This is a genomic window from Marinobacter sp. R17 (genome assembly GCF_003789045.1).
Taxonomy (GTDB): Bacteria; Pseudomonadota; Gammaproteobacteria; order Pseudomonadales; family Oleiphilaceae; genus Marinobacter_A; species Marinobacter_A mangrovi.
Window position 1 is genome coordinate 225,505 of record NZ_RHGZ01000002.1, and the last position, 13,084, is coordinate 238,588.

Genomic DNA, 13,084 nt, shown 5'->3' on the forward strand with positions numbered 1-13,084 from the left:
CCATCCATGTGACGGTTCCACGCACGTTATGCTGAACGCCCGAGTTCTGAAACTCCCCGAGAATGCAGCGCAGCACGAGCATATCCATCATCAGGTGGTGATCGGTCTGCAGGGGGCTTCAGGATTGGCCGGCCAGGGTTGGGGGGTCGACCTCGACAGCCGCCGCGCTTGCCTGGTACCCACCGAAACCCGTCACGACTATTTCGGCAATGACGTCAACCACGTGCTCGTCATCGATCTCGACACCACCGCGCCCGCGCTGTCCAACCCCCGGCACGGTGACTACGACCGGCTCGCGCCGCTGTTCGATCGACCGTCGCATCTGGATATGGACAACCGGCTCCAGAGCCTGATTCAGCTGTGCGCCTCGGAATTGAATCAGGCACCGGATAACCGCTCCCTCCACGAGCACTTCGCAACGGGTATCATCCATTGCCTGTCCCAGCGACTGAGTAACGGCAACGCCCCGCGTCGCAAGCGCCAGACCTTCAATGCCGAAGCCATCCGCCACTACGTGCGCAACCATCTTCACCAGAAAATCACCGTGCAGGATCTGGCCAGCGAGGCTTGCCTGAGCGTCAGTCGTTTCCACGAGACCTTCCGCGAAATGACGGGCATGAGTCCGCACCAGTACCTGATCCAGGCACGTCTGGAAAGGGCCATCGAACTCCTCAAACAGCCCCGTTTATCGCTGGCGGAAATCAGTCTGCGAACCGGCTTTTCCAGCCAGGGGGCCCTCACCAACGCCATGAAAAAGTACCGGGGCGTTACACCGTCCGTCTTACGGTAAGGTGAAAGAACCGCCGTCGTCGGTGCAAAACCGTACGTTTTCATAAAAAGTCCGTAGTTTTTTGCAAGCCGCAGCCGGCCCGGCTCACTACATTAGAGACAGCCTTCGTAAAGGTTACATTCAGTTCATCCGGAAGTGTCAGGACCGATGCTGCCGGATTGGACTGCGTGCCCCGTCATGATCGGCCCCTGGCTGACCGAGACGGTATGCCTGGACTTTGGAGGCCGATGTCAGTCCGGGACCGGCCTCCAGGGCATGTGGTCAGCGCCATTGCGGCCGGCCACCGAACAATGAACCGGACAATCAACAATGCAAACAGTCGTCAGGAATGCATCGCTGTAGTCGCCGGAGTTCCCATACGCCGGCAGAGTGAATGCAACACTGGGATGGCCCGGGTCATCCCGAGTTGTATCCGCCGCAGTGATTGCAGCGCGCCACCTTCGGGCCGGCGCGAAGGGACCATAAAAAGAAACACACTTCTACTAGCGGACGGGAGTAACACCAGATGGTGGGAAATAACCTGGGGGTCACGCTGACCTTTATCGTGTATATCCTGTTGATGCTGGCCATTGGCTACATCGCCTGGAAACGCACATCCAATCTTTCTGACTATGTTCTTGGCGGCCGGAGTCTTGGCCCGCTGCCTTCAGCACTGAGTGCGGGTGCTTCGGATATGAGTGGCTGGTTGCTGCTGGGTCTGCCCGGCTATGCCTACGCCGCGGGTTACGAAGCGATCTGGATCGCAGTCGGCCTGCTGGTCGGCACCTGGCTGAACTGGCTGATCGTCGCACGGCGTCTGCGGACGTACTCCATGGCGGCCGGCGACTCACTGACACTGCCTTCCTACTTCGAGAACCGGTTCGAAGACACGAGCCGTCTCCTGCGGATCATCTCCGCCTTCTTCATCCTGCTGTTCTTCCTGTTCTACACCAGCTCTGGTCTGGTCGCAGGCGGCAAGCTGTTCGAGACCGTGTTCGGCATCAACTACACCACCGCCGTCATTATCGGCACCGTGGCCGTGGTGTCCTACACCTTCTTCGGGGGCTTCCTGGCGGTGGTCTGGACCGACGTGATCCAGGGGCTGCTGATGTTTGCAGCGCTGCTGATCGTGCCCATCATGGCCATCAACGCCGACGGTGGCTGGTCCGCGACCGAGGCGGCCATGACGGCCAAAAACCCGGAATTCCTGAGCGCGTTCACCAGCGCTGACGGCGGGGCCATGACGACCCTGGCGATCCTGTCGCTGCTGGGCTGGGGCCTGGGCTACTTTGGCCAGCCGCACATCCTGGCGCGTTTCAAGGCGATTCGCAGCGAGAGCGACATTCCGGCGGCCCGCCGCATCGCGGTCATCTGGAGTGGCCTGGGGCTGTTCGGTGCACTGCTGGTTGGTTTCGCGGCCATCGGCTATTTCGAAACCCCGCTGGAAGACGGCGAGAAGGCCTTCATGCTGCTGGTGAACGCGCTGTTCAACCCGTTCGTGGCCGGTATTCTGCTGGCAGCGATCCTGGCGGCCATCATGAGTACGGCGGACTCCCAGCTGCTGGTGTCGTCTTCTGCCCTGGCCGAGGACTTCTACAAGGCGCTGTTCCGTCGTGAAGCCACCCAGAACGAGCTGGTGTGGGTCGGACGCTTCGCCGTCTTCGGTATTGCGGTCGTGGCCTGCCTGCTGGCGTTCGATCCGGACAGCAAGGTCCTGGAACTGGTGTCCTACGCCTGGGCCGGCTTCGGTGCGGCCTTTGGTCCGGCGCTGATTCTGTCCCTGTTCTGGAAGCGCATGACCCGTCTGGGCGCGTTGGCTGGCATCATTGTCGGCGGTGTGACCGTGGTGGTCTGGGGCAATCTGTCCGGCGGTATTCTCGACCTGTACGAGATCATCCCGGGCTTCCTGTTCGCCACCATCGCCATTGTGGTGGTGTCCCTGGCGACACCGGAACCGTCCAAGTCCATCCAGGACGGTTTCGATGCCGCCATGGGAACGAAGTAACCGTCTGAACGACGCCTGACGTCGACAGCGGTAAAGACAAGGGGCGCCTGAGGGCGCCCCTTTTTTGTGCGCAAAACCTGAGTGTCGACACCGACTTATGTCGTAGCGCGGGGAATGGCAAGGCCCCGGGTTCGAGGCTATTCTCAATGCCACATGTGCGTTTTAGACAACACCAATAAAAGGGAGAGCACGACATGGTTAAGCGTCAGTTTCTGAAAACCATTGCAGGGGCCGTCGCGGCACTGTCCCTGGGCTTTACCGCCACTGCCCAGGCTGATGGCGGCCACTACGTCATGGGCACCGCGACCACCGGCGGCACCTACTATCCGGTCGGCGTGGCCCTGTCCACCCTGGTCAAGGTCAAGTTGGAGCCCAAGACGGGGATTTCACTTTCCGCCATCAGCTCGGCCGGCTCCGGTGAAAACCTCAAGCTGATGGACGAGAACCAGGCCCAATTCGGCATCCTTCAAGGGCTCTATGGCGCCTGGGCCTGGAAGGGAACCGGCCCGGTCCCCAAGGCCTATAAGAACCTGCGCTCGGTCTCCATGCTGTGGCAGAACGTGGAGCACTTCGTGGTTCGCAGCGAGCTGGCCAAGACCGGCACGATCGATGACATGAAAAATCTCTACGGCGAAACCTTTTCCATCGGCGCCCGCAATTCCGGTACGGAAGGTTCCGGCCGGTACATTCTCGGCGCCCTGGGCATCGATGTGAAGAAAATGGACTTGGCCTACCTCGGTTACGGTCCGAGTGCCGACGCTTTGCAGAACGGTAACATCGATGGCATGAACATTCCGGCCGGCGTGCCGGCCTCCGCGGTGACACGGGCCTACGCCAACATCGGCAACGACATCACCACGCTGGACGTCAACGAAGACCAGCTGGCGCGGATCAACAAGGAATTCGAGCTGTGGTCGCCGTACGTGATCAAGGCGGACACCTATCCCAATCAGTCCAAGCCGATCCACACCATCGCCCAGCCCAATATCCTGGCGGTGCGGGCGGATGTGTCGGAAGAGGACGTCTACCAGATCACCAAAACGATCTACGCCAATCTGCCGTTCCTGAATAATATCCACCCGGCCACCAAGGCGATGGCGCTGCAAAAAGCCATTGCGGGACTGCCGATGCCACTGCATCCGGGTGCTGCGCGCTTTTACAAGGAGCAGGGACTGGAAATTCCGGATCGGCTGATCGCCAAGTAAGGGACGCTTCCAGAAGCGGTTTTGAACTCGGGGGCGAATCTCGCCCCCGTCGTTGCTGTTGGGAGTCCATGTGAGTAACGATGACAAGCAGCCAGAGACAGGCTCTCTGGACCACATTCGCGACGAAGAGGCCGCGGAGGCCAGCGAACGGCTGAACAACCCGCTGATTGGCCGTACCGTGTTTGTGCTGGCGATCGTGATCGCCGTTTCCCACCTGTATTTCAATACCTTCTCGACCTTGTCGGAACTCTGGACCTCGGCGCTGCATTTCGGCATGTTCGGCCTGCTGTGCGCCCTGACCATTCCCATGGTGAAGGCCAGCAACCCCGGTACCCAGCGACTGGTCTTTGCCGTGGACATCGTGCTGGGGCTGGCGGCCATGGGCTGTGCGCTCTACCTGATTGGCTTTGAAGATGCCCTGTATGCCCGGGGCGTGACCTTTTCGACAGCCGACTGGATCGTGTCGATCGCCGCCGTGCTGTTGATCCTGGAGTTTGCCCGGCGTACCACCGGCTGGTTCATCCCCACGCTCTGCGTGATCGCGCTGTCCTACGTGGCCTGGTGGGGACAATACGTGGGCGGGATCTTCAACTTTCCGGGCCTGAGTTGGGAGACGGTGCTGTTCCGCTCCTACATGGGCGGGCAGGGCATGCTGGGCTCCATTGCCCGGATTTCCTGGACCTACGTGTTCATGTTCATCCTGTTCGGCGCCTTTCTGGTGAAGTCCGGCGCCGGCGATTTCATTGTCGAGCTGGCCCGCTGTGCCGCCGGGCGTTTTATTGGTGGGCCGGGCTTTGTGGCGGTCTTTGCCTCCGGCCTGATGGGCTCGGTATCCGGTTCCAGCGTGGCCAACACCGTCTCCACCGGCGTGATTACCATTCCGCTGATGCGCAAGGCGGGCTTCCCGGCGCGATTTGCCGCCGGGGTCGAAGCCGCGGCCTCCACCGGCGGGCAGTTGATGCCACCGGTGATGGGGGCGGGCGCGTTTATCATGGCCTCCTACACGCAGGTGTCCTACCTGACGATTGTGGCGGTCGCGGCCCTGCCGGCCTTCATGTACTTCCTGTCTGTCGCCATGTTCGTGCGGGTGGAAGCGAAGCGCAGTCACGCGGTCAAGCTGGAACAGGACGATGACCTGCCGACGCTCAAGGAAGTCATGAAGGACGGCTGGCACTATCTGCTGCCGCTGGTGGTCCTGGTGGCGGCATTGGTTTACGGCTTTACGCCCACCTATGCGGCCGGTATCGCGATCCTGTCGGTGATTGTGGCCTCCTGGCTGTCGAAGAAGCCGATGATGCCCCGGGATATCCTGGACGCCATGGCCCAGGGCTCGCGGAACATCGTGACCACCGCCATCCTGCTGATTACCGTCGGCCTGATCGTGAACGTGGTCTCCACCACGGGCATCGGCAATACGTTCTCGCTGATGATCACCAACTGGGCCGGTGGCAGCCTGCTGATCACCCTGATCCTGGTGGCATTGGCCTCGCTGATCCTGGGGATGGGGCTGCCGGTGACCGCGGCCTACATCGTGCTGGCAACCCTCTCGGCGCCGGCGATCTACGGATTGATTGCCCAGAGCCAGCTGCTGGACCTTATGGTCAGCGGCAACCTGCCGGAGCAGGCGCGGTCGATTTTCATGCTGGCCACGCCGGACCAGTTCAACCTGCTCAACGCGCCGATGGATATGGCGACCGCGAAGAGCATGCTCGAAGCCGTGCCGGACACCTTTAGCTCCCAACTGATGGAGCAGGCGCTGTCTCCGCATGCGACGACCATGGCCCTGGTTTCGGCCCACATGATCATCTTCTGGCTGTCGCAGGATTCCAACGTCACACCGCCGGTCTGCCTGACCGCGTTCGCGGCGGCCGCCATTGCCGGCACTTCCCAGATGCGCACCGGTTTTACTGCCTGGAAGATTGCCAAGGGGCTGTACATCGTGCCGCTGCTGTTCGCGTACTCGCCGCTGATTTCCGGCGATATCTGGGAGATGCTGCGGGTGTTCCTGTTCGGTCTGTTCGGGATATACGCCATTATCGCCGGCCTGGAAGGCTTCCTGGAGCACCGGCTCAGTTGGTGGTTGCGGCTGTTGATGTTTCCCATTGGCGGCCTGATGCTCTGGCCCCACGACAGCCTGGTGCTCGACACCGCTGGCCTGGTGATCTTCCTGGCGTTGCTGGTGTGGAGTGGTCGCAAGGGGCGTGGCACCCCGGCTGTGGCATTAGGAACCTGATGGCACCATGACCTTGCCTGACATTATGGCCCTGGTGCTGCTGGGCGGCGTCGCCGGATTTATCAACGTCCTCTCGGCCGGCGGCTCGATGCTGACCCTGCCACTGCTGATGTTCCTGGGGCTGCCGCCGCAGGTGGCCAATGGCACCAACCGGGTGGCCATTACCCTGCAGAGTGTTTCGGCGGTGCGGGGATTCCGGCGCAGCGGGCAGGGCAACTGGGCGGTGAGTCTGCGGCTGGCGGTGCCGGCCATCATCGGTTCACTACTGGGCGCCTGGTTGGCGACCGGTGTGTCCGATGCCGTGTTCGAGGCGGTATTGGTGGCGGCGATGATCGGGGCATCCGTGTTCATGCTGTTGCCACAGCCCAAGCTGGATACCCGCCCATTGACTCCGAGCCGGCTGACGCCGGTGGTCTATGCCGCCATGTTTCTGATCGGCCTGTACGGCGGCTTCATCCAGGTGGGCGTGGGCGCGCTGTTCATCGTCGTGCTCTACCGGATGCTGAAAATCGATTTGCGGCAGGTCAACGTCATCAAGGTGGCGATCGTGCTGTTGTATACGCTGCCGGCCCTGCTGGTGTTCGCCTGGAGTGGCCAGGTGCGCTGGGGAACCGGGCTCCTGCTGGCTCTGGGGAACGTGACCGGCGCGCAGATTGCGGTGCGGGTCAACATGGGGCCGCGCGGCGCCCAGTGGGTCAAGTGGTTGACGTTGCTGATGGTGGCGGCGATTCTGGTTCGGCTGATTGTGTATTGATGGATTGAGGAGGTCTGAACGTGAAAGCGATGGTGATTGAAGAGTTTGGCGGCCCGGACGTCTTTGTCGAGCGCGATGTCGACACCCCGGAACCGGGGCCCAATCAGGTCCGTATCCGCGTGGTGGCCTCCAGCCTCAATCCCATCGAAACCAAGATCCGCTCCGGCTTCGTGAAGTCGGGGCCCGCCATGCCGGCGATCCTCAATGGCGATGTGGCCGGGGTGGTGGACAAGGTGGGCTCCGGTGTTACCCGATTTGCACCGGGAGATGAGGTCTTCGGCTGCGCGGGCGGCGTCAAGGGCTGGCAGGGCGCGTTGGCGGACTACATGGTTGCCGACGAGCGGGTGCTGGCCAAGCGGACGCCGGACATGGCGCTGCCGCTGGAGGAATGTGCCGCCTTACCGCTGGTGTTCCTCACCGCCTGGAGCGCGCTGTCCGATCGCTCCGGCCTGCAATCCGGCGAGCATGTGCTGATCCACGCCGGCACCGGCGGCGTCGGTCACGTGGCCATCCAGATCGCCAAGTATCTCGGGGCGCGGGTAGCGACGACGGTTTCCACTCAGGAAAAGGCGGACCTGGCGCGGAAGCTGGGGGCGGACGACATCATCTTCTATCGGGATGAGCCCGTGGCCGATTACGTCCAGCGGCTGACTGGCGGCCAGGGCTTCGACCTGGTGTTCGATACCGTCGGTGGCGAGAACCTGGATCGCTCCATCGAGGCGACCGGCATCGCCAGGCGGCTGACGTCCATCAACACCCGGTCGACCCACGATCTGTCGCAGTTACACGCCAAGAGCCTGAGCCTGCATGTGGTGTTCCGGTCGATTCCGTTGCTGCACGGTATCGGAATGGACGACCAGCCTCGCATGGCTGCGGCCATGAGCGATCTGATCCGGAAGAATGCGGTGCGGCCGCTGCTCGATCCGCAGCGCTTTACCTTCAGCGAGGTTGGTGAGGCTCATCGCAAGCTGGAAGCGGGGGAGGCGACCGGAAAGATCCTGCTGCTGCGCACAGCCTGAGGGCACTGACCAGAATCTTTCGCGAATCCGGTCCGTTCCGCCGGGGGAGGGGGCGCATCCCCCGGATCAAGTCGCTTTGCTCGTATCACTTTTCTGGATTCGCAAGGCGGCAGACAGACTGCTAGTCTGAGTACATAACAGCCGCAAATTCAGTCGGCTATCCACGTCGTGCTTCACCCTTTGAACGTTCTGCCGCTTTCATTGAGCGTTGCGGGGTGGTGTATGAATCCAGACTGACCGGTGGAGATTATGGAGCAGAGTACGCCTGCAATAATCGCCGAATACTGGGGCATTGGTCTTTTCATCCTGGCTGTGTTCGGCCTGTGTGCCTTCATGATGATCGCTTCAGCGTTGCTGGGCGGTCGCAGTCGTGGACGCAGTAAATCCCTTCCATTCGAGTCCGGCATCATCGGTGCCGGATCGGCGCGCCAGCGGTTTTCCGTCAAGTTCTACCTGGTGGCCATGCTTTTCGTGATCTTTGATATCGAAGCCGTTTTCCTGTTTGCATGGGCGGTCTCCATCCGGGAAGTCGGCTGGGTCGGTTTCTGGGGCGCGGCCATCTTCATCTTCGTACTGCTGGCGGGTCTGTTGTACGACAGCCGCGTCGGCGCACTGGACTGGGCGCCCCGGCGCCGGGTTCCCAAAGAACGCTGAACGATCCGGATTTCTGAACTTCCGAAGCCATCGGAAAGGAGAGAGCGGGCATGACCTATACGCTGACACGGGCTGACGACGAAGCCGCGGCCGCAACGGACCGCTATCCCCTTGGGGATCGTCGCCAGGTGGATGACCCGGTCAAACAGCAACTCGAGCGCAACGTCTTTACCGGCAAGCTGGATGAAGTGCTCAACTCGGTCGTCAACTGGGGCCGCAAGAATTCCCTCTGGCCCTACAACTTCGGGCTATCCTGCTGCTACGTGGAAATGACCACGGCCTTCACATCACCTCATGACATTGCCCGTTTCGGGTCCGAAGTGATCCGGGCATCCCCGCGCCAGGCGGATTTCATGGTGATCGCGGGGACCTGCTTCATCAAGATGGCGCCGGTGATCCAGCAGCTCTACGACCAGATGCTGGAGCCCAAGTGGGTGATCTCCATGGGGTCCTGCGCCAACTCCGGCGGCATGTACGATATTTATTCGGTGGTTCAGGGCGTCGACAAGTTCCTGCCGGTGGACGTCTATGTGCCGGGCTGTCCGCCACGGCCCGAAGCCTTCCTGCAGGGGTTGCAGTTGCTGCAGGACTCGATTCAGGAGGAGCGCCGCCCCCTGTCCTGGGTGGTCGGTGACCAGGGTGTCTATCGGGCGAAGATGCCATCCCAGCGGGAGAAGCATCGCGATCGCCGGATCCAGGCGACCGAATTGCGCAGTCCCGGCAGCCTGTAGGGCCCGGAAATCCAACTACCTCCCCAAGGAGGCGTATGTCGATGAGCGTGGCCAGCCCAACGCAGGGCGAAGCGCACAACCGTTCGGTGCAGGACCCGGTCCTGGAGGCCCTGGGCAAACATCTGGGGGCACAGGTGATGGTCGAACAGGCGACCCTCACCGGTATGCCCGTGGTGTGGTTGCCCCGGGAACGGTTGCTGGATGCCCTGGCGTTTCTCAAGGGCCTGCCGGAAGGCTTCACCATGCTGTTCGACCTCTCGGCCATCGACGAGCGCCTGCGCAGCCAGCGGGTGGGGTTGCCGCCGGCCGACTTCACGGTGTTCTATCATCTGGTGTCGATCGACCGGAATCGGGATCTGATGCTCAAGGTCGCCATCGACGAGGGTGATCTGTCACTGCCCAGCTGCGTGTCCGTATTCCGCAACGCCAACTGGTATGAGCGCGAAGTCTGGGACATGTTCGGGATCGACTTCGACGGCCACCCGCGGCTGGTCCGCATCCTGATGCCGCCGACCTGGACTGGCCACCCGCTGCGCAAGGACTATCCCGCCCGGGCCACCGAATTCGATCCGTATACACTCACCGTCGAAGGGCAGGACACGGAGCAGAAGGCCCTGCAGTTTGACCCGGAAGCTTGGGGCATGCAGCGGGAGCGGTCCGGTAGCGAGTTCATGTTCCTCAACCTGGGGCCGAACCATCCGTCGGCTCATGGCGCGTTCCGTATCGTCCTGCAACTGGACGGCGAGGAAATCGTCGATTGCGTGCCGGACATCGGCTACCACCACCGCGGTGCCGAGAAAATGGCCGAGCGCCAGTCCTGGCACAGCTTCATTCCCTACACCGACCGGATCGATTACACCGGCGGCGTCATGAATAACCTGCCCTACGTGCTGGCCGTGGAGAAGCTGGCCGGCATCGAGGTGCCGGACCGGGTGAGGGTGATCCGGGTGATGATGGCGGAAATGTTCCGCATCACCAGCCACCTGTTGTTCCTGGGCACTTACCTGCAGGACCTGGGCGCCATGACGCCGGTCTTCTTCACGTTCAGTGATCGGCAGCGGGCTTACAAGGTGATTGAGGGCATTACCGGTTTCCGTATGCATCCGGCCTGGTATCGCATCGGCGGCGTCTCACAGGACCTGCCCAAAGGCTGGCCGACGCTGGTGCAGGAATTCCTGGACTGGATGCCCAAGCGCCTGCGGGAATACCAGCGGGCCATGATGGAGAACGCCATTGTCCGCGAGCGCACCCGGGATATTGCGGCCTTCAGTACCGGAGAAGCCCTGGAGTGGGGCGTGACCGGTCCCAACCTGCGGGCAACGGGCTGCAACTTCGACCTGCGCAAGCAGCGGCCGTATTCCGGCTACGACCAGTTTGATTTCGAGGTGCCGCTGGGCACCCGCGGCGATGTGTTCGACCGGGGCCAGTTGCGCATCGAAGAGATGCGCCAGAGCGTGCGCATCATCCAGCAGTGCGTCGACAACATGCCGCCGGGCGACTACAAGGCGGACCATCCGCTGACCACACCGCCGCCCCGGGAGAAAATGCTTCAGCACATCGAAACGCTGATCACCCATTTCCTGCAGGTGTCCTGGGGGCCGGTGCTCAAGCCGAACGAGTCCTGCCAGATGGTGGAGGCGACCAAGGGCATCAACAGCTACTACCTCACCAGCGACGGCAACACCACCAGTTATCGCACGCGTATCCGCACACCGAGCTTCCCGCACCTGCAACAGATTCCGGCCCTCATGCGCCAGGGTTTTGTGCCGGACCTGATTGCCCACCTGGGCAGCATCGACTTTGTCATGGCGGACGTGGATCGATGAGAGAAGCGGAGAACCGGCCCATGGAGACAGCACAAACCATTGCCAGCGACGGCTTTGTCATCGAAGCGGCAGATCGCGAGGCCATCCTGCATGAGTGGGATCACTACGAGCAGCCCCAGGCGGCCTGCATCGAGGCCCTGAAGATCGTGCAGCGTCGCCATGGCTGGGTGCCGGACGGCGCCATTGCCGTGATCGCCGATCTGCTGGGCATCAGTCCCGCCAGTGTCGAAGGGGTGGCCACCTTCTACAGTCTGATCTTCCGGCAACCGGTGGGGCGCCATGTGATCCTGGTGTGCGACAGCAGCTCCTGCTTTCTCACGGACTACGAGGCGCTGCGCGATGCCTTTACCGACAAGCTCGGCATTGATTTTGGCCAGACCACCTCGGACGGCCGGTTCACGCTGCTGCCCGTGTGCTGTCTGGGCGCCTGTGATCGGGGGCCGGCGGTGATGATCGACGACGACACCTTCGGGCCGGTTCATCCGGACGATCTGGACACCTTGTTGGAGGGCTACGCATGACGGATGCCTTGTCACGCCTGCGCTACCGCTGCCAGCTTCGCCAGGACGCCGACGAGCGTCGCGAAGAGACCCATCCGCTGACCTGGCGACTGCACGACGATGGAACGCCCGTTTTCCTGAAGGAATACGAAGACAAGGATGGTTACGCCGCCGTGCGTCACACGCTCAATGAGCAGACGGGCGCGCAGGTCATCGATGCCATGAAGACGGCCAACGTGCGCGGTCGGGGCGGCGCGGGGTTCTCCGCCGGCGTGAAATGGAGCCTGACCCTGCAGGGCGACGGGATGCCACGGGGTTATATCGTCTGCAACGCCGACGAGATGGAACCGGGCACCTTCAAGGATCGCCTGCTGATGGAGCAGACGCCGCACCTGCTGATCGAGGGCATGATCCTCGCCGCCTACGCCAACAATGCCCGTTACGGCTACATCTTCCTGCGCGGGGAATACATCGAGGCGGCGAATCACATCACCCGTGCGCTAAAAGAGGCTCGCGACGCCGGTTGGCTGGGTGCCGATATTGCCGGCAGCGGCTTTGATTTCGACATTGCGCTGCACACCGGCGCCGGGCGCTACATCTGCGGCGAGGAAACCGCGCTGATCAACTCGCTGGAGGGCCAACGCGCCAATCCTCGTGCCAAGCCTCCGTTCCCGGGTCAGTCCGGCGCCTGGGGCAAGCCCACGGTGGTGAACAACGTCGAGACGCTGTGCAACGTGCCTGCCGTGTTGCGCCACGGTGCGGAGTGGTACCAGGGGCTGTCCGGCCAGCTCAGCAATGACGGGGGCACCAAGCTCTACGGTGTCTCAGGTCGAGCCAAACGAACCGGTCTCTGGGAACTGCCCATCGGGACATCCGGCACCGAGTTACTCGACCGGGCCGGCGGAATCCGGGGCGGTGAGCAGCTCAAGGCCTGGCTGCCCGGAGGGGGCAGTACCGGCTTCCTGCTGCCGGAACACCTGGATCTGCCGCTGGATTTCGATTCCATCGGCAAGGCGGGCAGTCGCATGGGTACGGGCCTGCTGACGGTGGTCACCGACCAGCAAAGCATCGTCTCCCTGATGCGCAACCTGGAGGCGTTTTTCGCGCGGGAATCCTGCGGCTGGTGTACGCCATGCCGGGATGGCCTGCCGTGGACGGTGAAGATACTGCAGGCACTGGAGCGGGGCGAAGGCGAGCAGGGGGATATCGAGATGCTGGACAAGCTCGCCACCGACCTGGGCCCCGGTCGAACCTTCTGCGCCCACGCACCGGGCGCCGCCATGCCGCTGTCCAGTGCGTTACAGTATTTCCGCGACGAGTTCGAGCGCGGCGTGCGTCACGAGACCGGGCCGGCCCATGCCGATCCGATTCCGGTCGGGGAGGTGTAG

Annotated in this window: 11 protein-coding genes; all 11 read left to right on the forward strand. The window is 62.4% G+C overall.

Annotated features, from left to right (window positions below):
* The first annotated feature begins 28 nt into the window (after positions 1–28).
* The 11 genes from EB809_RS03040 to nuoF all read left to right on the forward strand — a co-directional run bounded on the left by EB809_RS03040 (position 29) and on the right by nuoF (position 13,084).
* Positions 29–790, forward strand: a complete 762-nt coding sequence (locus tag EB809_RS03040; RefSeq protein ID WP_123633328.1) for a helix-turn-helix transcriptional regulator — start codon at positions 29–31, stop codon at positions 788–790.
* 505 nt (positions 791–1,295) lie between these two features.
* The gene (gene putP / locus EB809_RS03045) at positions 1,296–2,774 is read left to right on the forward strand and encodes a sodium/proline symporter PutP (RefSeq protein ID WP_123633329.1); all 1,479 of its coding nucleotides are present in this window, start codon (positions 1,296–1,298) and stop codon (positions 2,772–2,774) included.
* A 194-nt stretch (positions 2,775–2,968) separates the two neighbouring features.
* Positions 2,969–3,979: a TAXI family TRAP transporter solute-binding subunit gene (locus EB809_RS03050; RefSeq protein WP_123633330.1), complete on the forward strand. Its 1,011-nt coding sequence runs from the start codon at positions 2,969–2,971 to the stop codon at positions 3,977–3,979.
* A gap of 70 nt (positions 3,980–4,049) precedes the next feature.
* Positions 4,050–6,212 (forward strand): TRAP transporter permease, encoded by a 2,163-nt coding sequence (locus EB809_RS03055; RefSeq protein ID WP_123633331.1) that lies wholly within the window; start codon positions 4,050–4,052, stop codon positions 6,210–6,212.
* A 7-nt stretch (positions 6,213–6,219) separates the two neighbouring features.
* Positions 6,220–6,966 (forward strand): sulfite exporter TauE/SafE family protein, encoded by a 747-nt coding sequence (locus tag EB809_RS03060; protein WP_123633332.1) that lies wholly within the window; start codon positions 6,220–6,222, stop codon positions 6,964–6,966.
* Positions 6,967–6,995: 29 nt separating this feature from the next.
* The gene (locus EB809_RS03065) at positions 6,996–7,985 is read left to right on the forward strand and encodes a zinc-dependent alcohol dehydrogenase family protein (RefSeq protein ID WP_223807796.1); all 990 of its coding nucleotides are present in this window, start codon (positions 6,996–6,998) and stop codon (positions 7,983–7,985) included.
* Between the two features lie 249 nt (positions 7,986–8,234).
* On the forward strand, positions 8,235–8,639 hold the full coding sequence (gene ndhC / locus EB809_RS03070) for an NADH-quinone oxidoreductase subunit A (RefSeq protein WP_123633334.1): 405 nt from the start codon (positions 8,235–8,237) through the stop codon (positions 8,637–8,639).
* A gap of 50 nt (positions 8,640–8,689) precedes the next feature.
* Positions 8,690–9,370 carry a NuoB/complex I 20 kDa subunit family protein gene (locus tag EB809_RS03075; protein WP_123633335.1) on the forward strand — a complete coding sequence of 227 codons (681 nt, stop codon included), beginning with the start codon at positions 8,690–8,692 and terminating at the stop codon, positions 9,368–9,370.
* Between the two features lie 41 nt (positions 9,371–9,411).
* Entirely contained in the window at positions 9,412–11,196 is a 1,785-nt protein-coding gene (gene nuoC, locus EB809_RS03080) for an NADH-quinone oxidoreductase subunit C/D (protein ID WP_123633336.1), read from the forward strand.
* 20 nt (positions 11,197–11,216) lie between these two features.
* The gene (nuoE, locus tag EB809_RS03085) at positions 11,217–11,717 is read left to right on the forward strand and encodes an NADH-quinone oxidoreductase subunit NuoE (protein ID WP_123633337.1); all 501 of its coding nucleotides are present in this window, start codon (positions 11,217–11,219) and stop codon (positions 11,715–11,717) included.
* Complete coding sequence (nuoF, locus tag EB809_RS03090; RefSeq protein ID WP_123633338.1) at positions 11,714–13,084, forward strand: NADH-quinone oxidoreductase subunit NuoF; 1,371 nt, start codon at positions 11,714–11,716, stop codon at positions 13,082–13,084. The genes nuoE and nuoF overlap by 4 nt, the downstream gene beginning before the upstream one ends.